Annotated in this window: 18 protein-coding genes and 1 pseudogene; 11 read left to right on the forward strand and 8 right to left on the reverse strand. The window is 73.9% G+C overall.

The window, feature by feature from the left end:
• Window positions 1–255 precede the first annotated feature (255 nt).
• The 6 genes from RBL05_RS15760 to RBL05_RS15785 all read left to right on the forward strand — a co-directional run bounded on the left by RBL05_RS15760 (window position 256) and on the right by RBL05_RS15785 (window position 8,027).
• Window positions 256–1,371: a BMP family ABC transporter substrate-binding protein gene (locus RBL05_RS15760; protein ID WP_318603901.1), complete on the forward strand. Its 1,116-nt coding sequence runs from the start codon at window positions 256–258 to the stop codon at window positions 1,369–1,371.
• 103 nt (window positions 1,372–1,474) lie between these two features.
• Entirely contained in the window at window positions 1,475–3,046 is a 1,572-nt protein-coding gene (locus RBL05_RS15765) for an ABC transporter ATP-binding protein (protein ID WP_308738683.1), read from the forward strand.
• Window positions 3,046–4,671: an ABC transporter permease gene (locus RBL05_RS15770; RefSeq protein ID WP_318603902.1), complete on the forward strand. Its 1,626-nt coding sequence runs from the start codon at window positions 3,046–3,048 to the stop codon at window positions 4,669–4,671. The genes RBL05_RS15765 and RBL05_RS15770 overlap by 1 nt, the downstream gene beginning before the upstream one ends.
• Entirely contained in the window at window positions 4,668–6,005 is a 1,338-nt protein-coding gene (locus RBL05_RS15775) for an ABC transporter permease (protein WP_263311693.1), read from the forward strand. The genes RBL05_RS15770 and RBL05_RS15775 overlap by 4 nt, the downstream gene beginning before the upstream one ends.
• Window positions 6,006–6,178: 173 nt before the next feature.
• Entirely contained in the window at window positions 6,179–6,625 is a 447-nt protein-coding gene (locus tag RBL05_RS15780) for a cytidine deaminase (RefSeq protein ID WP_308738681.1), read from the forward strand.
• 88 nt (window positions 6,626–6,713) lie between these two features.
• Window positions 6,714–8,027 carry a thymidine phosphorylase gene (locus tag RBL05_RS15785; protein WP_308738680.1) on the forward strand — a complete coding sequence of 438 codons (1,314 nt, stop codon included), beginning with the start codon at window positions 6,714–6,716 and terminating at the stop codon, window positions 8,025–8,027.
• A gap of 148 nt (window positions 8,028–8,175) precedes the next feature.
• Here the strand turns inward: RBL05_RS15785 and RBL05_RS15790 are convergent, their stop codons facing one another.
• Window positions 8,176–9,240 carry an NUDIX domain-containing protein gene (locus tag RBL05_RS15790; protein ID WP_308738679.1) on the reverse strand — a complete coding sequence of 355 codons (1,065 nt, stop codon included), beginning with the start codon at window positions 9,238–9,240 and terminating at the stop codon, window positions 8,176–8,178.
• A gap of 75 nt (window positions 9,241–9,315) precedes the next feature.
• Here RBL05_RS15790 and deoC point away from each other — a divergent pair, with 75 nt between their 5' ends.
• Both deoC and RBL05_RS15800 read left to right on the forward strand, forming a co-directional pair.
• Window positions 9,316–9,981 carry a deoxyribose-phosphate aldolase gene (deoC, locus tag RBL05_RS15795; RefSeq protein WP_308738678.1) on the forward strand — a complete coding sequence of 222 codons (666 nt, stop codon included), beginning with the start codon at window positions 9,316–9,318 and terminating at the stop codon, window positions 9,979–9,981.
• A gap of 117 nt (window positions 9,982–10,098) precedes the next feature.
• A complete protein-coding gene (locus RBL05_RS15800; protein WP_308738677.1) occupies window positions 10,099–11,268 on the forward strand; it encodes a DUF2330 domain-containing protein in 1,170 nt (389 codons plus the stop codon).
• 103 nt (window positions 11,269–11,371) lie between these two features.
• On the opposite strand, the gene RBL05_RS15805 is transcribed toward RBL05_RS15800, so the two are convergent.
• Both RBL05_RS15805 and RBL05_RS15810 read right to left on the reverse strand, forming a co-directional pair.
• A complete protein-coding gene (locus RBL05_RS15805) occupies window positions 11,372–13,135 on the reverse strand; it encodes a phospho-sugar mutase (RefSeq protein WP_308738676.1) in 1,764 nt (587 codons plus the stop codon).
• Entirely contained in the window at window positions 13,132–14,001 is an 870-nt protein-coding gene (locus RBL05_RS15810) for a purine-nucleoside phosphorylase (RefSeq protein ID WP_308738675.1), read from the reverse strand. Before RBL05_RS15810 ends, RBL05_RS15805 begins: the two co-directional genes overlap by 4 nt.
• 98 nt (window positions 14,002–14,099) lie before the next feature.
• Here RBL05_RS15810 and RBL05_RS15815 point away from each other — a divergent pair, with 98 nt between their 5' ends.
• A complete protein-coding gene (locus RBL05_RS15815) occupies window positions 14,100–15,566 on the forward strand; it encodes an NAD(P)H-quinone dehydrogenase (protein ID WP_308738674.1) in 1,467 nt (488 codons plus the stop codon).
• A gap of 167 nt (window positions 15,567–15,733) precedes the next feature.
• Here RBL05_RS15815 and RBL05_RS15820 read toward each other — a convergent pair whose 3' ends face one another.
• The 5 genes and pseudogenes from RBL05_RS15820 to RBL05_RS15840 all read right to left on the reverse strand — a co-directional run bounded on the left by RBL05_RS15820 (window position 15,734) and on the right by RBL05_RS15840 (window position 22,054).
• Complete coding sequence (locus tag RBL05_RS15820; RefSeq protein WP_263311701.1) at window positions 15,734–17,512, reverse strand: acetyl/propionyl/methylcrotonyl-CoA carboxylase subunit alpha; 1,779 nt, start codon at window positions 17,510–17,512, stop codon at window positions 15,734–15,736.
• Between the two features lie 57 nt (window positions 17,513–17,569).
• Window positions 17,570–18,333: pseudogene (locus RBL05_RS15825) on the reverse strand (Maf family protein).
• A gap of 56 nt (window positions 18,334–18,389) precedes the next feature.
• Complete coding sequence (locus RBL05_RS15830; RefSeq protein WP_308738673.1) at window positions 18,390–20,075, reverse strand: DUF885 domain-containing protein; 1,686 nt, start codon at window positions 20,073–20,075, stop codon at window positions 18,390–18,392.
• A gap of 84 nt (window positions 20,076–20,159) precedes the next feature.
• The gene (locus tag RBL05_RS15835; protein ID WP_308738672.1) at window positions 20,160–20,468 is read right to left on the reverse strand and encodes a hypothetical protein; all 309 of its coding nucleotides are present in this window, start codon (window positions 20,466–20,468) and stop codon (window positions 20,160–20,162) included.
• Complete coding sequence (locus tag RBL05_RS15840; RefSeq protein WP_318603903.1) at window positions 20,465–22,054, reverse strand: acyl-CoA carboxylase subunit beta; 1,590 nt, start codon at window positions 22,052–22,054, stop codon at window positions 20,465–20,467. The genes RBL05_RS15835 and RBL05_RS15840 overlap by 4 nt, the downstream gene beginning before the upstream one ends.
• 210 nt (window positions 22,055–22,264) lie before the next feature.
• Here RBL05_RS15840 and RBL05_RS15845 point away from each other — a divergent pair, with 210 nt between their 5' ends.
• Complete coding sequence (locus tag RBL05_RS15845; protein WP_308738671.1) at window positions 22,265–23,140, forward strand: biotin--[acetyl-CoA-carboxylase] ligase; 876 nt, start codon at window positions 22,265–22,267, stop codon at window positions 23,138–23,140.
• Between the two features lie 97 nt (window positions 23,141–23,237).
• Window positions 23,238–24,449, forward strand: coding sequence for an adenylate/guanylate cyclase domain-containing protein (locus RBL05_RS15850; RefSeq protein WP_308738670.1), 1,212 nt, complete (start codon window positions 23,238–23,240; stop codon window positions 24,447–24,449).
• The last annotated feature ends 18 nt before the right edge of the window (window positions 24,450–24,467 follow it).

Consider the following 24,467-nt stretch of genomic DNA (forward strand, 5'->3'; position numbering starts at 1 on the left):
TCCCGTCGGCCGGCAGGGCCGCTCCGAGCCCGTCGGACGGGCCGCCTGCCGGGCGACGGCGCCCCGCCCGCCGCCGCGTGGACGTTCACCCGCGCGACACCTCCGCGTCGATTTCATAACGGTTCGCGCGCGGAGGCTCACGTCGTGCTCACGATGCGTGCGGCGGGGCTATCGTCCAATCGCACTGCGACAGCGACGTCGCCCGGACCCTCGGGGCGCTCCCGGCCCCTCGCACTCCCACCGGAGGAACCATCCATGAAGAGCATCACGCGTGCCCTCGCCCTCGCCGGCGCCGGGGCTCTCACCCTCGCCGCCTGCGGCAGCGCCCCGGAGGAGACGGCCGGTGGCGGCAGCGATTCCGGCGGCGGCGCCGCGAGCGACTACAAGGCCTGCATGGTCTCCGACGCGGGCGGCTGGGACGACAAGTCCTTCAACGAGTCCAGCTACAACGGCCTGCTCAATGCCGAGAAGGACCTCGGCATCCAGAAGCAGACCGCCGAGTCGACCACCGTCTCGGACTTCGAGCCCAACATCAACAACATGGTCACCGAGGGCTGCGACCTGATCATCACGGTCGGCTTCCTGCTCGCCCCCGCGACCGGCAAGGCCGCTCAGGCCAACCCCGACACGGACTTCGCGATCGTCGACTCGACCGCGCAGGACGCCGACGGGAACCCGATCGAGCTCGAGAACGTCAAGCCCCTCGAGTTCGATACCGCCCAGGCCGCCTTCCTCGCCGGCTACCTCGCCGCGGGCACGACCGAGACCGGCAAGGTCGCCACCTACGGCGGGGTCAACATCCCCACCGTGACCATCTTCATGGACGGCTTCGTGGACGGCGTCGCCCACTACAACGAGACCCACGGCACCGAGGTCGAGGCCCTCGGCTGGAACAAGGAGAGCCAGGAGGGCTCCTTCACGGGCGACTTCGAGGACCAGACCAAGGGCAAGGCCGTCTCCGACGAGTTCTACAGCGCGGGCGCCGACATCGTCATGCCGGTCGCCGGCCCCGTGGGCGCCGGTACCCTCGCCGCCGCGAAGGAGGGCGAGGACCGCAAGGTGATCTGGGTCGACGCCGACGGCTACGAGACCAACTCCGCCGACCCCGAGGCGCAGGCCACGATCCTCACCTCCGTCATGAAGGAGATGACCACCGGCGTCGAGGACGTGATCGGCGGCGCCGCGGAGGGCGAGTACGACGCGACCCCGTACGTCGGCACCCTCGAGAACGGCGGCGTCGGGCTGGCGCCCTTCCACGACTTCGAGGACGAGGTCCCCGCCGAGCTGAGCGGCGAGATCGAGACCCTCACGCAGGAGATCATCGACGGCACGGTCGTCGTCGAGTCCGAGGCCTCGCCCGCGGGCGCCTGAGCCCCGTCATCAGCGCGGTCCCCGCCCCGAGGGCGGGGACCGCGTCCCATGTCCCACACCGCACGGCCGAGCAGCTCGGCCGGCACCGACGGAAGCGAGTGCTGTGAAGCTCGAACTGCGCGGCATCACGAAGACCTTCGGGACCTTCGTGGCCAACGACGCGATCGACCTGGTCGTCGAGCCGGGGGAGATCCACTCCCTGCTGGGGGAGAACGGCGCGGGCAAGTCCACCCTGATGAACGTGCTGTACGGGCTGTACCGCCCTGACGGCGGCCAGATCCTCCTGGACGACCGCCCCGTCAGCTTCTCCGACCCGGGCGACGCGATGGCAGCCGGCATCGGCATGGTGCACCAGCACTTCATGCTCGTGCCCGTCTTCACGGTCGCCGAGAACATGGTGCTGGGCAACGAGCCCACCCGCGGCGGCCTCCTGGACCTCGCCGCCGCCCGCAAGCTGGTGCGCGAGATCTCCGCACGCTTCGGCTTCGACCTCGACCCCGATGCGCTCGTCGAGGACCTCCCCGTCGGCGCCCAGCAGCGCGTCGAGATCATCAAGGCCCTCAGCCGTCGCGCCGAGGTGCTCGTGCTGGACGAGCCCACCGCCGTGCTCACCCCGTACGAGACCGACGAGCTGATGGCGATCATGCGCCAGCTGCGTGACGAGGGCACCTCGATCGTCTTCATCACCCACAAGCTCCGCGAGGTCAAGGCCGTCTCGGACCGGATCACCGTGATCCGCCGCGGCAAGGTGGTCGGCGAGGCCGACCCCTCCGCCGACCAGGCCGAGCTCGCCTCCCTGATGGTCGGCCGCCAGGTCTCCCTCGCCCAGGACAAGGCTCCCGCCGTCCCCGGCGAGATCGCGCTCGAGGTCGAGGACCTCCGCGTCACCGACGAGGCCGGCACCCGCACCCTCGACGGTGTCTCCTTCGAGGTGCGCCACGGGGAGGTGCTCGGCATCGCCGGGGTCCAGGGCAACGGCCAGACCGAGCTCACCGAGGCGCTGCTGGGCCTGCAGGACAGCGTCGCCGGCTCCGCTCGCCTCGAGGGGAAGCAGCTGGTGGGCCGCTCCACCAAGCAGATCCTCGACGCGGGCGTCGGCTTCGTCCCCGAGGACCGCACCCACGACGCGCTGGTCGCGGACTTCTCCGTCGCCGAGAACCTCGTGCTGGACCAGCACGACCGCGCCCCCTTCGGCACAGCGGTGTCGATGTCGCTGAAGGCCATCGCCGAGAACGCGAAGAAGCTGATCCCGGAGTTCGACATCCGCACCGGATCGGCGGCATCGGCCGCGTCCACGCTGTCCGGCGGCAACCAGCAGAAGATCGTCATGGCCCGCGCGCTGAACCGCGAACTGGCGCTCCTGATCGCCTCCCAGCCCACCCGCGGCGTGGACGTCGGCTCGATCGAGTTCCTCCACCGCCGCATCCTCGACGAGCGCGACAAGGGCATCCCCGTCGTGATCGTCTCGACCGAGCTCGACGAGGTCACCCAGCTCGCCGACCGCATCGCCGTGATGTACCGCGGCCGCATCCTCGGCATCGTCCCCGGCGACGAGGACCGCGACGTGCTGGGCCTGATGATGGCCGGCTACACCGCCGATGCCGCCCGCGAGGCCGTGGCCGCCGGCGCCCGCACCACCGACAGCCAGCTCGCCGACGAAGGAGACATCGCGTGATGAGCACCCTCTCCGAGACCGGCGCCGCCGGCTCCGCGCCCGGCGTCGGCGCGGGCGCCGCCGACGCCCCGCCGCCCGAGGAGCGCGCCGAGACGGCGCTGGCCCGCACCCTCCAGTCGATCGCGCGCAGCGACCTGCTGGTGGTCGTGATGAGCTTCGTGTTCGCCTTCCTCATCGGCTCGGTGCTGATCGTCATCGCCGACGAGGAGGTCCGCACCACCCTCGGCTACTTCTTCGCCCGCCCCTCCGACGCGCTCACCGCGATCTGGCAGTCCGTCACCCACGCCTACGGCGCGATGTTCCGCGGCGCCGTCTTCGACGGGCCGGGCTTCTCCCGCGTCGCGGAGGACGTGCGCGAGGCCGGCGGCTCCGGCACCTACGTGCTCTTCCCCGCGCTCGCCGCCGGGCTGCGCCCCCTGACCGAGACCCTCACCGTCGCGACCCCGCTGATCATCGCCGCGGCCGGCATGGCCGTCAGCTTCCGCGCGGGCCTGTTCAACATCGGCGGCACCGGCCAGCTGATCGTCGGCGCGATGGCCGCCGGCTACGTCGGCTTCGCGGTCCAGCTCCCCGTCGTGCTGCACCTGCTGGTCGCACTGCTCGCCGGCGTGCTCGCCGGCGGCGTGTGGGGCGGGATCGCCGGCTTCCTCAAGGCACGCTTCGGCGCCAACGAGGTCATCAGCACGATCATGCTGAACTGGATCGCGACCTACCTGCTGTTCTTCGCGCTGAAGACCACCGCGTTCACCGGCGCGAACCAGTCCCAGCCCACCTCCCCGTCGGTGGGGGAGAACGCGACCCTGCCGCTGCTGCTCGGCGGCGGGTTCCGCCTCCACGCCGGCCTGTTCCTCGCCGCAGGCGCCGCCGTGCTGCTGTGGTGGTTGATGAGCCGCTCCACCCTCGGCTTCCACTTCCGGGCCGTCGGCTCGAACCCGCGCGCCGCCCGCGTGGCCGGCATCTCCCCGGCCCGCACCGCCTTCCTGGTCCTCGCCGTCGCGGGCGCCCTGGTGGGCCTCGCCGGGGCCGTGCACGTGCTGGGCACCGAGCGCCGCCTCACCGAGGGCGTCGCCGGCAACATCGGCTTCGACGCGATCACGGTCGCGCTGCTGGGCCGCTCCGGCCCCGTGGGCATCGTGCTCGCCGGCCTGCTCTTCGCTGCCCTGTCCACGGGCGGGCGCTTCATGGAGACCAACCAGGGCGTGCCGCTGGACCTCGTGCAGGTCATCCAGGTGCTCGTGGTGCTCTTCATCGCCGCGCCGCCGCTGGTGCGCACCCTGATCGGCCTGCGCCGCATCGACCACCCCGGCGCCGGGGCGCGCCGCGCCCGCCGCACCCGCGCCGTCGAGGTCCCCGCGACGGTCGGCGCCGCCGCCGGTGCCTCGACCGCCTCCGGCACCGCCGGCGCGACGGCCGACGGCCCCGCCGCGGACGGGTCCGACGAAAGCTCCTCCGGCGGCGCCCACCGCGCCGACGTGCCCGTCGACGGGGGAGCGCCGCCCGGCGACGCGCCGCCGACCGGATCCTCCGGGACCGGCACGCACGCCCGACAGGATCCGTCGGACGACACCGCTCCCGCGCCCGAGCGCGGCGAGGACACCACCGATGCGCAGGAGGACCACCGATGAGCACCGCCCCCGTGGTCGTCGCCGACGACTCCGTCGTCGAGAAGCGCCTGGACGACTCCCGCCCCGCCGGCTGGTGGCACCTGCCCGCCACCACCACCGTGCTCGGTCTGATCGCGCTGGTGTTCTTCGGGCTGCGCGGCCTGCCCGGCGCCGAGTCGGTGTACGCGCTCGCCCGCGAGACCGACCTGAACCCCCTCGGCCTCGTCCCCGAGCGCGTCACCCTGCCCTCGCAGGGCGGGGCGATCGTCCTGTCGGTGCTAGCGCTCGCCGCGTCGGCCGGGCTCTGGGTCCTCCAGGCGCGCCAGGCCCGCCCCTCCCGCGGCGTGCGCATCGCGCTGATCGCCGTGTTCGCCGTCGCCTGGGTCCTCGCCTTCATGACCTGGGTGATCTCCCAGCGCTCCCTCGACGTGACCACGCTGCTGCAGGGCACGATCGTGCTGGCCGTGCCGCTCGCCTTCGGGGCGCTGTCCGGAGTGCTCTCCGAGCGCGCGGGCGTCATCAACATCGCGATCGAGGGACAGCTGCTGTTCGGCGCCTTCGGCGCGACGCTGGTCGGCTCCCTCACCGGGAACGTGTGGCTGGGACTGCTCGCCGCCCCGCTGGTCGCCCTGATCATGGGTGCGCTGCTGGCGCTCTTCGCGGTCGGCTACCAGGTCCAGCAGATCATCGTCGGCGTCGTCCTGAACGTCCTCGCCATCGGCGTCACCTCGTTCTTCTTCGGCACCGTGATGCGGGACAACCCCGGGCTGTTCAACGCGCCGCTGCGCCTGCCCACCCTGCGGGTCCCGGTCCTGGCCGACCTCCCCGTGATCGGGAGGGTCCTGTTCGAGCAGAACATCCTCGTCTATCTCATGTGGATCATCGTCGCGGGCCTGACCGTCGCGCTCTTCCGCACCCGCTGGGGGCTGCGCGTGCGCGCCGTCGGCGAGCACCCCAAAGCCGCGGACACCGTCGGCATCGCCGTGAACCTCACCCGCTGGAAGAACGTGCTGCTCGGCGCCGCCGTGGCGGGCCTGGGCGGTGCGACCCTCACCATCGGCACCGGCGTCGCCTTCGGCGAGGAGATGAGCGCGGGCAAGGGCTACATCGCGCTGGCCGCGATGATCCTGGGCCGCTACCACCCCGTCGGCGCGCTGCTGGCGGCGCTGACCTTCGCCTTCGCGGACTCGCTCCAGCTGCGCCTGGGCACCATGTCCGCCGCCGAGGGCGGGGTCTCCATCCCCGGCGACTTCCTGCTCATGCTCCCGTACGTGGTCGCGCTGTTCGCGGTCGCGGGCGTGGTGGGCAGGGTGCGGGTCCCCGCCGCGAACGGGCAGCCCTACGTCAAGCAGTGAGCTCCCGCCGCCCCGCCGGGCGGCACAGCGCCGCCGCGTCCCGTCGTCTCCGGGGCGCGGCGTCCCGCATCGAGTCCCGTCGCCCCGGGGAGCGGCGCCGCATGTCGCGCTCCGCCCTCCCGGGGCGGCGCGTTCCTCCCCTCCCGAGCCCCCGCAGTGAGAGCATCGAGCACATGACCGCGAACGACCCCGCGCCCCCGGCGCCGACCGCCCCTGCCGATTTCGAGAGCCTCCTGGCCGAGGCCCGTGCGATCGCCGAGCGCGCCTTTACCCCGTACTCCCGCTTCCGGGTGGGCGCCGCCGCGCTCGCCGAGGACGGCCGCCTGCTGCGCGGCTGCAACGTGGAGAACGCCGGCTACGGCGTGACGCTGTGCGCCGAGTGCGGGCTGATCAGCGACCTCATCGCCGGCGGCGGCGGGAAGCTGCACCGCTTCGTGTGCGTCGGCGGCGACGAGTCCCTCGCCCGCGACGAGCGCGGAGTGGTCATGCCCTGCGGGCGCTGCCGCCAGCTGCTGTCCGAGCACGCCGGCGCCGACCTCGTGATCCTCACCCCCGAGGGGCCGCGCACGATGGCCGAGGTGCTGCCGCAGGCCTTCGGCCCCTCCGACCTCGCCCGCTGACATCGCCCTCTGACTCCGGCCGCGCCGATCCCGGCCGCTCGCCCCGCTCGCTGATCCCTGCCGCCCTCCACCACCCCAGGAGCACGCCATGACCGACCAGATCTCCCGCCCCGCCGTCGAGCCCTTCGACGCCGTCGAGGTCATCCGCACCAAGCGCGACCGGCAGCGGCTCAGCCCCGAGCAGATCGACTGGGTCATCGACGCGTACACCCGCGGCGTCGTCGCCGAGGAGCAGATGGCCGCCCTCGCCATGGCCGTGTTCCTCAACGGCATGGAGCGGGGCGAGATCGCCCGCTGGACCGCCGCCATGATCGCCAGCGGCGAGCGGATGGACTTCTCCTCCCTCGCCAAGCCCACCACCGACAAGCACTCCACCGGCGGCGTCGGCGACAAGATCACCCTGCCGCTCGCGCCGCTGGTCGCCTCCTTCGGCGTCGCCGTGCCCCAGCTGTCCGGGCGCGGGCTCGGCCACACCGGCGGCACCCTCGACAAGCTCGAGGCGATCCCCGGCTGGCGCGCCTCGCTCAGCAACGACGAGATGATGCGCCAGCTGGCGGACGTCGGCGCCGTCATCTGCGCGGCCGGCTCGGGCCTGGCGCCCGCGGACAAGAAGCTCTACGCCCTGCGCGACGTCACCGGCACCGTCGAGGCGATCCCGCTGATCGCCTCCTCGATCATGTCCAAGAAGATCGCCGAGGGCACCGCCGCGCTCACCCTGGACGTGAAGACCGGCGCCGGCGCCTTCATGAAGGACGAGGCCGACGCCCGCGAGCTCGCCCGCACCATGGTCGACCTCGGCACCGATGCGGGGGTGCGCACCGTCGCCCTGCTCACCGACATGTCCGCGCCGCTGGGCCGCACCGCCGGCAACGGCCTCGAGGTGCGCGAGTCCCTCGAGGTGCTCGCCGGCGGCGGGCCGGCCGACGTGGTCGAGCTGACCGTGGCGCTGGCCCGCGAGATGCTCGAGGCCGCCGGAGTCCAGGACGCCGACGTCGAGGCCGCGCTGGCCGACGGTCGCGCCATGGACACCTGGCGCGCCATGATCGCCGCCCAGGGCGGCGACGCGGACGCGCCGCTGCCCACCGCGGAGCACGTCGAGGAGCTGCGCGCCACGGAGGACGGCGTGGTCACGGGCCTGGACGCGATGGGCGTGGGCGTGGCGGCCTGGCGCCTGGGCGCGGGCCGCTCCCGCCCCGGCGAGGCCGTGCAGGCCGGCGCCGGCGTCGAGATCGAGAAGCACCTGGGAGAGGAGGTGCGGGCCGGGGACGTGCTCGCCCGCCTCCACACCGACACCCCCGAGCGGATCGGACGGGCTCTCGAGGCGCTCGAGGGCTCCTGGACCCTCGCCGCACCCGGCACCGCCATGCCCGAGCGGAGGATCGTGCGGGACCGGATCGCCTGACCCGGGCGGGCCCGTCCCGGCCTCACCTGCTCGACAGGGCGCTGCGCCTGTCCGGCGCCGTCGGGACGTGACGATGCGCCGGAACGAGGCTCTCTGCGCGCAGAGTGCCAGGTCTCGTGCCCGGCCGCGGCCTCCGGAGCCCGTTGCCTCAGGAGCCGCGCAGCGCCGGGAGGATGTGCTCGGTCATCAGCGGGGCGAGCCGCACGCCCGCCGGCGCCCCGGACAGCGGGAACCAGCGGTGGTCGGCGAGCTCGGCCCGCACCTCCAGCGGTTCCGGGAGGGACTGCTGACAGACGAAGACGGTCGAGCGCACGCGGGTGCTCGGCTCGTTGGCGGCGACGGCCTCGAAGTCGCCGAGCGGGGAGAGACCTGCCGGATCGACCCGCACGCCGAGCTCCTCCTCCACCTCGCGCACCGCCGCCTCGAGCGCCGACTCGCCCGGCTCGAGCTTGCCGCCCACCTGCATGTAGGAGCCGGTGCCGCGCTTGCGCACCGCGAGCAGCTCGGCCCCGTCCTCGCCCTCGCGCAGGAAGGCGACCGCGGTGATCTCGAGGACCGTCCCGGCGCCGTCCGCGGCCGGTCGCTGGCGCCGCTCGGCCGCGGCGAAGGAGGTGAGACGCCGCAGCAGTCGCGTGCCCTCGCGCAGCCCCACCGGGCGCATCCCCTCCGCCTTCCAGCGCTCGAGGTCGCCGCGCTGGTCCCGGGCCAGCCCCCAGCCGCGTCGCAGCAGGGTCAGCGGGGGCTTGCGGCCCTCGCGCAGGTCCCGGAACAGGCGCAGCGTGAACACTACGGGGGTGGGGCGCTGCAGCACGATCGCGTCGGCCAGCAGCCCCATCTGCCGCAGCGGCGCGATCAGCTGCGCGGCGAAGATCCCCTCGGCGATCAGCAGCTCGGCGTCCTCGGCATGCAGGGTCGCGGTGCCGGTGCGGCGGGAGAGGGGGATCGAGTAGACGGGCACCTCGGCGACCCCGTCATGGGCGAGGGCGACGAGCGCCTCGAGGGCGGCGCCCGCGTTCCAGGAGGCCGGGTCGTCCCAGTCCACGATCCCGAAGCGGTGGGGGAGGGAGGGATCGTCGTGGTCGCGGTAGAACTCGTCCAGCGGCACCGTGGGCAGGCCCGCGCGGTGCGACATCACGCCCTTGCCGCTCCCCGAGGGGCCGGCGACGATGACGATGCGGCGCGGGGGACGGGGGAGCGCGGAAGGGCCGGTCATGGAGGACGATCCTACTGCGCCGCGACCTTCCCGCCGCGTCGACGGGCACGGCCGCGCCGTGGGAGTATTCCGTGCATGACCTTCATCGAGAACGCACAGCTCGCGCAGCTCATCGACCACACCCTGCTCAAGCCCGAGGCCGCCCGCGCCGACGTCGACGCCCTCGCCCGCGAGGCCGAGGCCCTCGGCACCTACTCGATCTGCGTCTCGCCCTCGATGCTCCCGGTCGAGACCTCCGTGAAGGTCGCGACCGTCTGCGGCTTCCCCTCCGGCCAGCACAGCGCCGAGGTGAAGGCCTTCGAGGCGCGCGAGTCCGTCGCCAAGGGCGCCGACGAGATCGACATGGTGATCAACGTCGGCCTCGCCCGCGCCGGGAGGTTCGACCAGGTCGAGCACGAGATCCGTGCCGTCCGCGATGTCGCGAAGGCCCCGGTGCTGCTCAAGGTCATCATCGAGTCCGCCGCCCTGGACGACGAGCAGATCGTCGCCGTGTGCCAGGCCGCCGAGCGCGCCGGCGCCGACTTCGTGAAGACCTCCACCGGCTTCCACCCCGCCGGCGGCGCCTCCGAGCACGCCGTGACGCTCATGCGCGAGACCGTCGGCGACCGCCTGGGCGTGAAGGCCTCCGGCGGGATCCGCACCCGCGAGGCGGCCGAGGCCATGGTCGCCGCGGGCGCGAGCCGGCTGGGCCTGTCCTCCTCGAAGGCCATCCTCGAGGGCGGCACGGGCAGCGGGTACTGAGCAGCCGGCTCCCCGCCGGATCCGGGCCGGCGAGCGGGCGGGCGTCCGCCGGCCGGCCCGGGAGCATGACCTGCGCGTCGTGGGGGCGCGCGGAAGGGGACCACGAGGGGGATCGTGATGACCGACGACCGCCGACTGCTCGATGCGCTGGGGCGGGGCCGACGGCGGCTCCTCGCCGTTGCGCTGACGGGGATGCTCGTGCTCGCCCAGCTCCTGCTGGGCGCCGCGAACCCGGCCGGGGCCTGCGCCTGCGGGGCGTTCCTCGACCCCGTCGACCAGCGCACCGACGCCGGTGTGCTGCGGGAGACGGCGATCCTGTCCCTGGACGACGGGGTCGAGACGATCATCATGGGCCTGGCCCTGGACGGCACGCGCACCGGGTCGACCCTGCTGATGCCCACCCCGTCCGTGCCGGAGGTGAGCGCCGCCTCCTCCGGCACGCTGCGCGAGATGCAGACGGCGACCGCGCCGCGCGAGGAGGTCGAGTACGACCTGTGGGGCGACAAACCCTTCCTCGCGGGGTCCGGGGCGCCGGAGGGCAGCGCGCCGACGGGAGGCACGGGCGTCACCGTGCACGAGCAGTCCCGGGTGGGGGACTACGACGTCGCCGTGCTCGAGGGCGGCGCCGACTCGGTGCGGACCTGGCTCGCCGAGAACGGCTACGAGCTGACCGACTCCGTCTCCGTGCTGCTGGACCCGTACGCCGAGGAGGGCTGGGTGTTCACCGCGGTGCGCTACGCCGCCGACGCCGAGCTCGGCGGCGAGATGGAGCCGCTCCGGATCGACTTCCCGAGCGACGAGCTCATCTACCCGATGCGCTTCTCCCAAGCCGCGACGCAGCGCCAGAGCCTCTCGCTGTTCGTGCTCTCCGACCAGCCGATGCAGCGCACCGACGGCTCCGTCGACGGGCAGCGCGTCCAGCGGCCGTGGATCGCCGACCCGACCCTGTGGGAGTGGGACTGGAGCGATCCGACGCTGCGCGAGCTGACAGGCACCGCGGCAGCAGAGGCCGCGGACGGCATCGAGGACGAGACCCGCCATCGGATCGTCACCGAGTTCGACATCTCCGGCGAGCCCGGATCCTTCACCGAGGACTTCACCTTCGGCCCGGACCCGGAGGCGGACCACGTCGTGCCGACCTACACGGTCACCGAGATCGTCACCTTCGCGGGCTTCCCCGTCGGCTGGCTGCTGGTGGCCGCGGGCGTCGTCACCGCGCTCGCCCTGATCGTCGCGGCCGCCTCCCTGGCCTCCGCCCGCAGGGCACGGCGGCGCGTGCGGGGCTGAGCCGCGTCGGGCGGACCGCTCGGACGTCGGGCCGGTCGGGCGCTGCACCGCTCCCGCGCGGAGCCGCGTCCGCCCCGTCCTCCGGGGCGGACGCGAGGCCGGCTCAGGCTCCGGTGAGCGCGCGGCGCATGTCCTCGGTGATCTGCTCGAGGTGCGTCGAGGCCGCACGGCGCACCTCGCCCAGCGCCGCCTCGTCGGCCCCGGCGGGGACCTCCTCGCGCACCTCGATGTAGCACTTGAGCTTGGGCTCCGTGCCGGAGGGGCGGACGATCACGCGCGCGTCGTCGGCGGTGGCGAGCAGCACCCCGTCGGTCGCGGGGAGGCCGGTGGTCTCCGCCGAGCCCTCGGCGAGGTCCTGCACGTCGCTCACCTCGCTGCCCGCGAGCGCGGCGGGCGGCTCGGCGCGCAGCCGCGCCATCATCACGTCCCGCTCGGCGAGCTCCGTGACCCGCAGCGAGAGCTGCGAGGTCGCGAAGAGTCCGTGCTCGCGGGCGAGCTCGTCCAGGCGTCCGACCAGGGTGGTGCCCTCGGCGCGGGCGAGCGCCGCCATCTCGGCGACCATCAGCGCGGCGGAGAGGCCGTCCTTGTCGCGCACCACCTCGGGCAGCACGCAGTAGCCGATCGCCTCCTCGTAGCCGAAGACGATCCCGGGCGCACGGGCGATCCATTTGAAGCCGGTGAGCGTCGTCGCGGCCTCGAGCCCCGCCGCCTGCGCGATCCGTCCCAGCCAGCGGCTGGAGACGACCGAGTTCGCGACCGTCCCCGCATAGCCGTGGCGGCGGATCAGGTGGTCGCCCAGCAGCACGCCGAGCTCGTCGCCCGTGAGCATCCGCCAGTCGCCCAGGTGCGGGTCGAGCACGGCGGCGGCGCAGCGATCCGCATCAGGGTCGTTCGCGATGACCACGTCGGCCTCGAGGGTCCGTGCGAGCTCGAGGGCGAGGTCGATCGCGCCGGGCTCCTCCGGGTTCGGGAAGGCGACGGTGGGGAAGTCGGGGTCCGGATCGGCCTGCTTCGCGACCGGGTGCACCTCGGCGAAGCCGGTGCGGTGCAGGGCCGCGAGCGCCGTCTCGGTGCCCACGCCGTGCATCGCGGTGTGCACGATCCGCACCTCGCGCGGCCCCTCCGGGTCCGGCAGCGCGCAGATCGCCGCGAGATAGTCCTCGCGCAGCTCCTCGCCGAGCACCTCCCAGCCCGCGGCGCGGGGGATCTCCCGCACGGGGCCGACGGCGGCGATGCGGGCGGCGATCTGCGCGTCCGAGGGCGGCACGATCTGCACGCCCTGCCCGTCGGGCGCGGAGGCGCGGCCGCCGAGGTAGACCTTGTAGCCGTTGTCCGCGGGCGGATTGTGGGAGGCGGTGACCACGATGCCCGCGTCGGCGCCCAGGTGCCGCACCGCGAAGGCGATCAGCGGGGTCGGGCCGAACCGTTCCAGCAGATGCACCCGGGAGCCGGCCGCCGTCATGATCTCCGCTGAGGCGCGCGCGAAGTCCTCCGAGCGGTGGCGGGCGTCGAAGCCGATCACGACCAGCGGCTGCTCGAGGCCGAGATCGCCGGTGAGATGGTCGGCCAGGCCGCGCGCGGCGCGGGAGACCACGGCGAGGTTCATCCGGTGCGGGCCCGGGGCCATGCGGCCGCGCAGCCCGGCGGTGCCGAACTCGAGATCGCCGGAGAAGGCGTCGCGGACCTCCTCGGCGGCGGCCGCGTCGCCGGCGTCCGCCTGCTCCAGGAGGTTCTCGAGCACGGCCCGGGTCACGGGGTCGGGGTCGTCATCGATCCAGTCGGCGACCCGGGCGCGCAGCTCGGCGTCCAGGGCGGCGCCGCCTGCCCCGTCGGCAGAGCCGGGCGTGGGAGTCGCATCGGGGCTCATGCCGCGCCCCCGCCGGCCCCTGCCGGGGCGCCCGCGCCGTCGGCCGATCCCACGGTGATGCGGCGCACCGTCTCGGCGAGCAGGCGGGAGATGCGGGGCCCGGCTTCCCGGCCCGCCTCGAGCACCTCCTCGTGGCTGAGCGCCTCCCCGGAGATTCCGGCGGCGAGGTTCGTGACCAGCGAGATGCCCAGCACGTCCAGGCCGGCCTCGCGGGCGGCGATCGCCTCGAGCGCGGTGGACATGCCCACGAGGTGCGCGCCGATGGTCTTCGCCATCTGCACCTCGGCAGGGGTCTCGTAGGTGGGGCCGGAGAACTGCATGTACACGCCCTCGTCGAGGGAGGGGTCGACCTCCTTCGCGATCGCGCGCAGCGCCGGGGTGTACAGATCGGTGAGGTCCACGAAGTTCGCGCCCACCAGCGGGGTCGCGCCGGTGAAGTTGATCTGGTCGCTGATCAGCACCGGCGTGCCCGGACGCCAGGACGGGTCGATGCCGCCGCAGCCGTTGGTCAGCACCATCGTGCGCGCGCCCGTCACGGCGGCGGTGCGCACGCCGTGCACGACCGCGTCCACTCCAGCGCCCTCGTAGAAGTGGGTGCGGGCCCCGAGCACGAGCGCCCGCGCGCCGGTGCCCTCCACGCGGATCGAGCGCAGCGTGCCGACGTGGCCGGCGACGGCCGGCCGGCGGAAGCCGGGGATGGAGGTCGCGTCGGCCTGCCAGACGGTCTCGCCGAGGAGGTCCGCGGCGCCGGACCAGCCCGAGCCGAGCACCAGGGCGAGGTCGTGGGAGGGGACGGAGCTGGCCTCGGCGATCGCGGCGGCGGCCTCTCGGGCGAGCTGGTACGGATCGGTGCTCGATGCAGTCATGGACCGAAGGTAGCGCAGGGAGGGGGCGGTGCGAAGCCCGCTCGGGCGGCCTCCCGGAATCCGCCCCCGACGTCACATGTCCTTGGGATGATGGCGGGGTGAGCGACCCGAGCACTGCCATCCCCGCCGATCCCCGCCGAGTGCCCCGCACCGGGGACGACGTGCAGGTGGTGATCATCGGTGGAGGGCCCGGCGGCTACGAGGCCGCGCTCACGGCCGCCCGCCAGGGCGCCCGCACCACCCTGGTCGCGGACCGCGGCGTGGGCGGCGCGGCCGTGCTCACCGACGTGGTGCCGTCCAAGACCCTCATCGCGACCGCCGAGGTGCTCGACCTCGTCGCCGGCTCCCGGGAGCTCGGGATCCGGGACGCCGACGACGGCGCCGCCCCCACCGCCGAGACCCTCGACGTCGATCTCCACGCGGTCAACACGCGCGTGCGCCGACTCGCCGACGCCCAGTCCGCCGACATCCGCCAGAGCCTCGTCGCGGCCGGGGTCGAGGTGCTCGACGGGCGCGGCCGTCTCGACGGCCCCGACCGGGTCGAGGTGAGCGGCGCCGACGGGGAGACCCGCGTGCTCGAGGCCGACGTGATCCTCCTGGCCGTCGGCGCCCGCCCTCGGGAGCTCGGGACCGCACCCTTCGATGGCGAGCGGATCCTGAACTGGACCCAGCTGTACTCGCTGCAGGAGCTGCCCGAGCACCTGATCGTGGTCGGCTCGGGCGTGACCGGCGCCGAGTTCGCCAGCGCCTACCGCGCCCTCGGCAGCGAGGTCACCCTCGTCTCCTCCCGCGAGAAGGTGCTGCCGGGCACCGACGCCGACGCCGCCGACGTGCTCGAGGACGCCTTCGCGCGCCGCGGCGTCACCGTCCGCCCCCGCTCCCGGGCCGCCGGGGCGCGGCGCACGGCCGACGGGGTCGTCGTCACCCTCACCTCGGGCGAGGAGATCGAGGGCAGCCACGCGCTGATGGCCCTCGGCGGGGTCCCCTGGACCTCGGACCTGGGGCTGTTCACCGCCGGGGTGCGGGTGCGCGAGAGCGGCCACATCGAGACCGACCGGGTCTCGCGCACCTCCGTGCGGGGCATCTACGCCGCGGGGGACTGCACCGGCGTGTACCCGCTCGCCTCGGTCGCCGCGATGCAGGGCCGGATCGCGATGCACCACGCCCTCGGCGAGGCGGTCTCCCCGCTGATCGCCGCGCAGGTCTCCTCCGCGATCTTCACCAGCCCCGAGATCGCGGTGGTCGGCGTGAGCGAGCAGGAGGTCGCCTCCGGCCAGGTGAGGGCCGACGTGCTGATGCTGGGCCTGGAGACGAACCCGCGCGCGAAGATGCACGGCATCGACGAGGGCTTCGTGAAGCTGCTGGTGCGCCCCGACTCCCACACGGTGCTCGGCGCCGTGGTGGTCGCGCCGCGGGCGAGCGAGCTGATCCTCCCCTACACGCTCGCCGTCGCGCACCGCCTCACCGCGGAGCAGCTCGCGGGCACCTCCACCGTCTATCCCTCGCTGACCGGCTCGCTCGCCGAGGTGGCGCGGCGGAAGGTGCTGGCCGGCGGCAGCGCCTGAGCCCATCAGGGCAGGGCGCCGCGCACGCCGATGCGCCTTGGGCCCACCGGGGCACGGCGCCTCGCGCATAAAAGCGCTCTGTGCGTGACCTCGACGCCTCTACGGTGCTGAGGTCACGCACAGAGCGCAGAATTGTGCGGGGGCGGGCTGGTGGCGCCCGAGCCGGGTCAGTCCTCGATCGAGCAGAGCACCGCGCCGGCGGAGACGGTCGCGCCGATCTCGGCGTTCAGGCCCTTGACGACGCCGGAGCGGGAAGCGGTGATGGGCTGCTCCATCTTCATCGCCTCCAGCACCACCAGCACATCGCCGTCGGCGACGGTCTGGCCCTCCTCGACGGCGACCTTCACGATCGTGCCCTGCATCGGAGCGGCCACGCCGTTGCCGCCCGCGGCGCCCTCGCCGGCACCGCGGTGCTGGCGCTTGCGGCGCTGGCGCACCGCGGCCTGCGGGGCGCGCAGGGAGGCGGGCAGGCTGATCTCGACGCGGCGCCCATCGACCTCGACGACCACGGACTCGCGGTCCTCGGGCTCCTCCGGCTGCGCCGGCAGCGGCGCGGCGGGCAGGTCACCGGCGAACTCGGTCTCGATCCAGGTGGTGTGCACCGAGAAGGGCTCCTCGGCGTCCTCCGGGGTGAAGGCCGGGTCCTCCATCACCGCGCGGTGGAAGGGCAGCACGGTGGGGATGCCGTCGATGCGGAACTCGGCCAGGGCGCGGCGGGAGCGCTCGATCGCCTCCTGCCGGGTCGCGCCGGTGACGACGAGCTTGGCGAGCATCGAGTCGAAGGCGCCGGAGACCTCGTCGCCGGCGCGCACGCCCGACTCGATCCGCACGCCCGGGCCGGAGGGAACGTCGTAGCGCTGGATGCGGCCCGGAGCGGGCATGAAGCCGCGGCCGGGGTCCTCGCCGTTGATGCGGAACTCGAAGGAGTGCCCGCGCGAGACGGGGTCCTCCTCGCTGACCCGCTCCCCGGCCGCGATGCGCAGCTGCTCGCGCACGAGGTCCACGCCCGCGACCTCCTCGGTCACGGGGTGCTCGACCTGGAGGCGGGTGTTGACCTCGAGGAAGGAGATGGTGCCGTCCTTGCCGACGAGGAACTCGCAGGTGCCGGCGCCGACGTAGCCGGCCTCGCGCAGGATCGCCTTGGAGGAGGAGACCAGCTGGGCGCGCTGCTGGGAGGTGAGGAAGGGCGCGGGCGCCTCCTCGACGAGCTTCTGGTGGCGGCGCTGCAGGGAGCAGTCGCGGGTGGAGACGACCTGCACGTTGCCGTGCATGTCGGCCAGGCACTGGGTCTCGACGTGGCGGGGCGAGTCGAGGAACTGCTCCACGAAGCACTCGCCTCGGCCGAAGGCGGCGACGGCCTCGCGCACCGCGGAGTCGAACAGCTCGCGCACCTCGGACTCCTCGCGGGCGACCTTCAGGCCGCGCCCGCCGCCGCCGAAGGCCGCCTTGATCGCGATCGGCAGGCCGTGCTCGCGGGCGAAGTCGACGACCTCGTCGGAGTTCTTGACCGGGTCCTTGGTGCCGGCGACCAGCGGGGCCCCGGCCTTCTGGGCGATGTGGCGGGCGGAGACCTTGTCGCCCAGCTTCTCGATCGCCTCGGGCGGCGGGCCGATCCAGGTCAGGCCCGCGTCGATCACGGCCTGGGCGAAGTCGGCGCGCTCGGAGAGGAAGCCGTAGCCGGGGTGGATCGCATCGGCGCCGGAGCGCTTGGCGATGTCGAGGATCTTGTCGACGACGAGATAGGAGCTCGCCGCGGTGCTGCCGCCGAGCGCGTACGCCTCGTCGGCGATCACGGTGTGCAGCGCGTCGCGGTCCGGGTCGGCGTACACGGCGATCGACCGGAGGCCGGCGTCCTTGCAGGCCCGGGCGACGCGCACCGCGATCTCCCCACGGTTGGCGATGAGCACCGTGGACAGGGGGCGGGGCTTGGCGGGTCGAGGGGCCATGAGGCGGAGGTTCCTTCCGGGGAGTGCAGCAGAGGTCGAGTGTAGTACCGCGGATGCTCAGTCAGCGGCAGGCCGTGACCGGTCGGGCTCGTCGGGGCCGGGCGCGGGGTCGCCGCCCGGCGCGGCGTCGTCCTCGGACCCGGCGCCGGCCGGTGCCCACAGCTCGTGGATCCCCAGGCCGATGTCGGCGAGCAGGTGGCGCAGCAGCGGCAGCGAGAGCCCCACCACCGCGTGTGGGTCGCCCTCGACGGAGTCGACGAAGGGGCCGCCGCGGCCGTCGATCGTGAAGCCGCCGGCGACGCCGAGCGGCTCGCCGGTGGCGACATAGGCGTCGATCTCCTCGTCGGAGAGGTCCGCGAAGGTCAGGGTGCAGGATGCGGTCGCGCCGAAGGTCGCCCCGGTGCCGCCGTCCTCCGGATCGCGGTCGTCGACGATCCAGTGGCCCGAGTGCAGCACCCCGGTCCGTCCCCGCATCGCGCGCCAGCGCGCCGCGACCCGTGCCGGCTCGTGGGGCTTGCCGACGACCTCGCCGTCGATCTCCAGCATCGAGTCGCCGCCGAGCACCACGTAGCCGCCCTCGCTGCGCGCGGTCGCCGCGAGCGCCTTCTCACGGGCCAGCAGCAGCACCTCCTCGGCGGGGGCGAGAGGGCGTCGCCGGCGGCCTCGCGGGCCGCGGCGAGGATCCCGTCCTCGTCGAGGTCGACCGGCAGGGTCCGGTGCTCGATGCCGGCCGCGGCGAGGGTCGCGCGGCGTCCGGCGGAGGCGGAGGCGAGCAGGAGCAGCGGCTCGTGCTCCTCCGCGTCGGCGGACGGGTCGAGCATCGGGTCGGCGCTCGGAGCGTACGCCGCTCCGGCCGACGGGTCGTGCGCGGCGGCGCTCACAGCGCACCCGCCAGCACCGACAGGGGCAGGCTGCCCAGCTCGAGCGCGCGGCGGTGGAAGTCCCGCACCGCGGCGGGGGAGGAGTCCGCCGCGGTGGCGCGCTCGCGCAGCTGCTCCCAGGTGCGCTGGCCGAGCTTGTAGGAGGGGGCCTGGCCGGGCCAGCCCAGATAGCGGTTCAGCTCGAAGCGGCGCTCGGCCTCCTCCACGCCCCAGTTCTCGGTCATGAACTCCCAGGCGGTGCGCTCGTCCCAGGCGCCGCCGTCGGCGCCCGGCAGGCCGGTCGGCATCGCGAGGCCCAGGTGCAGGCCGATGTCGAGCACCACGCGCCCGGCGCGCAGGCGCTGGGCGTCCAGCATGCCCATCCGGTCGCCGTCGTCCTCGAGATAGCCCAGCTGCTCCATCAGCCGCTCGGCGTACAGCGCCCAGCCCTCTCCGTGCCCGGAGACCCAGCACAGCATCGCGCGCCAGCGGTTCAGGGTGTCGGCCTGCAGGGTCTGGATGCCCACCTGCAGGTGATGGCCGGGCACGCCCTCGTGGTAGACGGTCGTGGTCTGCTCCCAGGTGCGGAACTCCTCGGTCCCGGCGGGGACGTCCCACCACATGCGGCCGGGCCTCGTGAGGTCCTCGCTGGGGCCGGTGTAGTAGATGCCGCCGGAGCCGGTGCGGGCGATGCGGCACTCGAGGCGGTGCAGCGGCTCCGGGATGTCGAAGTGGGTGCCGGCGAGGTCGCGGATCGCGGAGTCGGAGAGCTGCTGCATCCACGCCTGCAGGGCGTCGGTGCCGTGCAGCAGCCGGGCCGGGTCGGCGCTGAGCGCCTGCCTCGCGGCGGCGACGGAGCTGCCGCCGCCGGTGGCGTAGCGCTCGTTCAGCCGGCCGGCGACCTGCTCCTGCTCGGCGATGATCGCGCGCAGCTCCTCCACGCCCCAGGCGTAGGTCTCCTCGAGATCGATCTCGGTGCCGAGGAAGGTGCGGGAATGGAGCTGGTAGGCGTCCCGGCCCACCGCGTCGGCCTCCGGCGCCTGCGGCACCAGCGACTCGAGCACGCCCGCGATCTCGCGATAGGCGGTGCGGGCCTGTTCGGCCGACGCGCGCACCTGCGCCTTCTGCGCCTCGGTGCCGATGGCCTCGCCTGCGAAGGCATCGAAGAAGCCGCCGTCGGCCGCGTAGCCGCGCGCCTGCTCCGCGCCGAGCAGCAGCTGGCGGCGCGCCGAGACGGTGCCGGCGGCCGCGGCCTCGCGCAGGGACTCGGCCCAGCTGCCGAGCGCGCGGGGGAAGCCGGCCATCCGCTCGGCGAGCACCTCCCAGTCCTCGGCGTTGTCGGTGGGCATCTGGTCGAGCACGTCGCGGGACTGCAGCACCGAGGCGAGGTTGTTGACGGCGGCGATGTCCAGGCGCTGCTCGGCGCGCTCGAGGTCGAGGCCGAGCCGCTCGGAGAGGGCGGCGCGTGTGACGGCGTCGACGTCATCGGCGTCGGGCACCTCGGCGATCGCGGCGAGCAGCTCGCGTGCGAGGTCCTCCCGTGCGGCGACCGCGGCGGGGGAGTAGTCGGTCACCTCCCCGTCGTGCCCGGCGATGCCGAGCTCGGTGGCGAGGAAGGGGTCCTGCGCGGCGAGGTCGTCGACGTAGCGGTCGGCGAGCGCGTCCAGGGCGGAGGGGTTGCGGGCCGGGGTCGGGGAGGACATGTGCCGCAGTCTAGGTCGTGCGGCGGGCCTCACGGGCCGGGGCCAGCGGGGCGGCGCTCCGGGCCGACCGACGGGGTCGCCGGGTCAGCGGTCGGTGAAGGTCCAGCAGGTGCTGGAGGGACGGAGCCGCTCGGTGTGGCCGCCGACGTGGGTGTGCACCGGGGAGCTCCAGGCGCTCGCGCCGCCGACGCCGTCGGCCAGGGAGCGCTCCTCCGCCTCGAGCCGGCTGGTGACGCTCATCGTGGAGACGACCACGGCGATCGCGGCGAGCTCGTCGGGCGCGAGCCGGCCCGCCACCAGGCGCACGTCGGACGGTGCGACGGCGGCGCCGGACGCCCCGGCGCCCTGCGCGGCCTCGGCCGCGCTCGCGGCGGTCCTCGTCCCGGCGCTCACAGCGGGATGTTCCCGTGCTTCTTGGTGGGCAGCGAGTCGCGCTTGGTGCGCAGCGCGCGCAGCGCCCGAGTGATCTCGACGCGGGTCTCGGCCGGGCGGATGACCCCGTCGATCCAGCCGCGCTCGGCCGCGGTGTACGGGGTCGCGAACTGCTCCTCGTACTCGGCCTCGTAGCGCCGGCGCTCGGCGGCGACGTCCCCGCCCTCCTCGGCGACTCGCTTCAGGTCGCCGCGGTGGAGGATGTTCACCGCGCCTTGGGATCCCATCACCGCGATCTGCGCGGTGGGCCAGGCGAGGTTGATGTCCGCGCCGAGCTCCTTGGAGCCCATCACGATGTAGGCGCCGCCGTAGGCCTTGCGGGTGATCACGGTGATCAGCGGCACCGTCGCCTCGGCGTAGGCGTACAGCAGCTTGGCGCCGCGACGGATGATGCCGCCGTACTCCTGGTCGGTGCCGGGCAGGAAGCCGGGCACGTCCACGAAGGTCAGCACCGGGATGTTGTTCGCGTCGCACAGGCGCACGAAGCGGGCCGCCTTCTCGGAGGCGTCGATGTCGAGGGTGCCGGCCAGGTGCGAGGGCTGGTTGGCGATGATGCCGACGCTGTGCCCCTCGATGCGACCGAAGCCCACCACCACGTTGCGCGCGAACAGGGGCTGGACCTCGAGGAACTCCTCGTCGTCGAGCACCGTGCGCAGCACCGTGAGCATGTCGTAGGGCTGGTTGGGGGAGTCCGGCACGAGGGAGTCGAGCGCGGCGTCCGCGGCGTTCGGGCTCTCCTCGACCTGCACCGGGAAGGCCGGGGCGGGGGTGAGGGTGTTGGCCGGCAGGTAGCTGAGCAGGTCCTTGACGTACTCGATCGCCTCGGCCTCGTCCGGCGCCATGTAGTGGGCCACGCCCGAGCGGCTGGAGTGGGTGCGCGCCCCGCCGAGCTCCTCGAAGCCGACGTCCTCGCCGGTGACCGTGCGGATCACGTCGGGGCCGGTGATGAACATGTGGGAGGTCTTCTCGACCATCACGATGATGTCGGTCAGCGCGGGGGAGTACACGGCGCCGCCCGCGGCCGGGCCCATGATCAGGGAGATCTGCGGGATGACGCCCGAGGCGCGGGTGTTGCGCTTGAAGATCCCGGCGAACATCGCCAGCGACGCGACGCCCTCCTGGATGCGGGCGCCGCCGCCGTCGAGGATCCCGATGATCGGCACGCCCGTGCGCAGCGCGAGGTCCTGGATCTTCTGGATCTTGCGGCCGTGGGCCTCGCCGAGCGAGCCGCCGAAGACGGTGAAGTCCTGCGAGTACACGCACACCTGGCGGCCGTCGATGGTGCCGTAGCCGGTGACGATGCCGTCGCCGTCGGGGCGCTTGGCGTCGATGCCGAAGCTGCTGGCCTGGTGGCGCACGAAGCGGTCGGTCTCCACGAACGAGCCGTCGTCCAGGAGGTCCGCGATCCGCTCGCGGGCGGTCTTCTTGCCCCGCGCATGCTGCTTCTGGACGGCGAGGTCGTCCGCGGCGGAGACCGCCGCGGAATCCCGCTCGCGCAGGTCCTCGAGTCGCTGAGCGGTGGTGAGCGGCCGCGGGGCGTCGGTCACGGGACCTCCTGCGACGGCACTGCGGCCGCCTGAAGCTGTGGGGGATTCGAACACCGGGATACTACGCTACGCAGGTCCGACGGCGGCCGACCCCGGCCGGGGCGGCACGTCCGGCGCGGAGCATCCGTCCACGCCGCTCCCAGGAACGATGCAGTGGGCGGCGCGAGGATGGAGCGATCCGTCACGCAGGTCTCGCAGGAGGAGGAGCGCATGGACGTCCCCGCACTGCCCGACACCTCCGCGGAGGGGGCGGGCGCCGCGTCGCCGCGGATCCACCGCCTGGGCGCGGTCCGCTCGACCCAGGACGAGGCCTCCGCGCTCCTGCGCGCCGGGGACGCGCCGCCCTTCGCCGTCACCGCGACGCGGCAGACCTCCGGGCGGGGCCGTCTCGGACGCGCCTTCACGAGCCCGGACGGGGCAAGCCTCGCCCTCACCTTCGCCCATCGCACCTCCCTCGACCCCGCCCGGCGCGGCTGGTTCCCACTGGCCGCGGGGCTCGCCGCCGTCGCCGCCCTCGGGCGCGTGGTGCCCGCCGCGGCCGGCGAGCAGCGGATCGGCCTGAAATGGCCCAACGACCTCCACACCGCCGACGGCCGCAAGCTCGGCGGGATCCTCGTCGAAGCGCGCGGCGGCGAGGACCTGCTGCTCGGCATCGGACTGAACCTGTGCGGCCCCGTCCTCGACGAGGACGGCGAGCCGGTGCCCGGTGCCGCCTGGCTGCGCGGGGAGGCCGGCCTCCGCCCCGATGCCGGCCCGGCGGAGGACCGGGGGCTGCGGGAGGCGCTCGAGGAGGCGCTCGTCGCCGCGCTGGACGAGGAGCTCGCAGCGCTCGAGTCCGCCCAGGGAGACGGTGGCGCGGCCGGCACCCGGGACCGCTACACTATGACCTGCCTCACACTAGGGCGGACGGTGAGGGTCGACCCCCTGGGGGAGGCCGCAGCGGGAGCGGACGTCGACCCCGCCCTGCGCGGCACCGTCCTGGACGTCGACGAGCACGGGCGACTCGTGCTCGACCGCGCGGACGGGGAGGGGCGGATCGCCGTCGACGTCGGCGACGTGCGGCATCTGCGGCCCGCGGCGCCCTGACCCCGCGTCCCGGGCATGCCCCCACCACACCGACCACGAGCACACGAGCAGGAGCAGGCATGGAGAAGCCGGGCATTCGGAAGCGAGGGACCGCGCTGTGACCGACGGGATGGACGAGCGAGGGGAGCGCGAGGCGTTCGAGGGTGCGGACGACGCCCGCGAGACCCGCATCCCCACCGGGACCGTCGACGTGGTGTCGGCGCAGCCCCAGGAGCTCCCGGACCTCGCCGCGGAGGACGCGGAGCTCACCGCCCTCGACGAGCAGGAGATCCTCGACCTCAACCGCCGCTTCTCCTCCGTGCGTCGCAGCGTCGGCGCGCTCGAGAAGGTGCTCCTGCAGGGGCCGCGCAAGTACTCGCGCCGGGACCTCGCCGAGCAGCACGGGATCGCCGAGCGCCTCACCTCCGTGTACTGGCGCTCCCTCGGCTTCATGCCCGTGGACGAGGACACCGTGGTGTTCACCGACGAGGACGCCCAGGCGATCGGCGACCTCGCCGCGATCGTCGAGGACGGGGTGCTCTCCGAGCGCGCCTTCGCGAGCATCTCGCGCGGCATGGGCTTCCACATGGGACGCCTCGCGATGTGGATCACCGAGGCGTTGGTCGACGAGGCCAAGCACGCCGACGGGCTCGACGACGCCCGGGCCCGCCAGCAGATGCTCGACGAGATCCCCGAGCTGCTGGAGACCTTCGAGTCCCAGGTCATGTTCACCTTCCGGCGTCAGCTCGCCGCCTACGCCGCTCGCGCCGGCAGCGAGGTGCTCCACCGCGACACCGACGAGCTGTTCCCGCTGCACCGGGCCGTCGGCTTCGCGGACCTCGTCCAGTTCACGCGCCTGGCCCAGGACATGCCCGGCACGCAGCTCGCCGATATGGTCGGCCGCTTCGAGTCGCTCAGCCGCGACATCATCTCCGTCGGCGGCGGACGCGTGGTCAAGACCGTCGGTGACGAGATCATGTTCCTGGCCGATACGCCGGAGGACGGAGCCCAGATCGCGGTCAGCCTCTCCGAGACCATCGGCGCCGATCCCGACCTCCCGCCCGTGCGGGTCGGCCTCTCCTGGGGCTCGATGTTCTCCCGCTACGGGGACGTGTTCGGACCCACCGTGAACCTCGCCGCCCGGATGGAATCCGTCGCCCGGCCGGGGGCGGTGCTCGTGGACGCCGACACCGCCTCCGCGATCACGCAGGCGCTGCCCGGCGGCTTCGCCCTCGGGGAGGGCGAGGAGGTCGACCTCCACGGCATCGGCACGGTGACGGTGCAGGAGATGAGCCGCGACGGCTCCGCCCCCCTGGATCTCGGGCTCTGAGGCGGGACGTACTATGGC

The sequence above is a fragment of the Brachybacterium sp. GU-2 genome (genome assembly GCF_030866705.2).
Taxonomy (GTDB): Bacteria; Actinomycetota; Actinomycetes; order Actinomycetales; family Dermabacteraceae; genus Brachybacterium; species Brachybacterium conglomeratum.

Coding starts and splice junctions, on each gene's coding strand:
- RBL05_RS15760 (WP_318603901.1), top strand. CDS start 256: ATGAAGAGCATCACGCGTGCCCTCGCCCTCGCCGGCGCCGGGGCTCTC.
- RBL05_RS15800 (WP_308738677.1), top strand. CDS start 10,099: ATGACCGACGACCGCCGACTGCTCGATGCGCTGGGGCGGGGCCGACGG.
- RBL05_RS15830 (WP_308738673.1), bottom strand. CDS start 20,075: ATGTCCTCCCCGACCCCGGCCCGCAACCCCTCCGCCCTGGACGCGCTC.
- RBL05_RS15820 (WP_263311701.1), bottom strand. CDS start 17,512: ATGGCCCCTCGACCCGCCAAGCCCCGCCCCCTGTCCACGGTGCTCATC.
- RBL05_RS15810 (WP_308738675.1), bottom strand. CDS start 14,001: ATGACTGCATCGAGCACCGATCCGTACCAGCTCGCCCGAGAGGCCGCC.
- RBL05_RS15845 (WP_308738671.1), top strand. CDS start 22,265: ATGGACGTCCCCGCACTGCCCGACACCTCCGCGGAGGGGGCGGGCGCC.
- RBL05_RS15805 (WP_308738676.1), bottom strand. CDS start 13,135: ATGAGCCCCGATGCGACTCCCACGCCCGGCTCTGCCGACGGGGCAGGC.
- RBL05_RS15785 (WP_308738680.1), top strand. CDS start 6,714: ATGACCGACCAGATCTCCCGCCCCGCCGTCGAGCCCTTCGACGCCGTC.
- RBL05_RS15775 (WP_263311693.1), top strand. CDS start 4,668: ATGAGCACCGCCCCCGTGGTCGTCGCCGACGACTCCGTCGTCGAGAAG.
- deoC (WP_308738678.1), top strand. CDS start 9,316: ATGACCTTCATCGAGAACGCACAGCTCGCGCAGCTCATCGACCACACC.
- RBL05_RS15790 (WP_308738679.1), bottom strand. CDS start 9,240: ATGACCGGCCCTTCCGCGCTCCCCCGTCCCCCGCGCCGCATCGTCATC.
- RBL05_RS15780 (WP_308738681.1), top strand. CDS start 6,179: ATGACCGCGAACGACCCCGCGCCCCCGGCGCCGACCGCCCCTGCCGAT.
- RBL05_RS15770 (WP_318603902.1), top strand. CDS start 3,046: ATGAGCACCCTCTCCGAGACCGGCGCCGCCGGCTCCGCGCCCGGCGTC.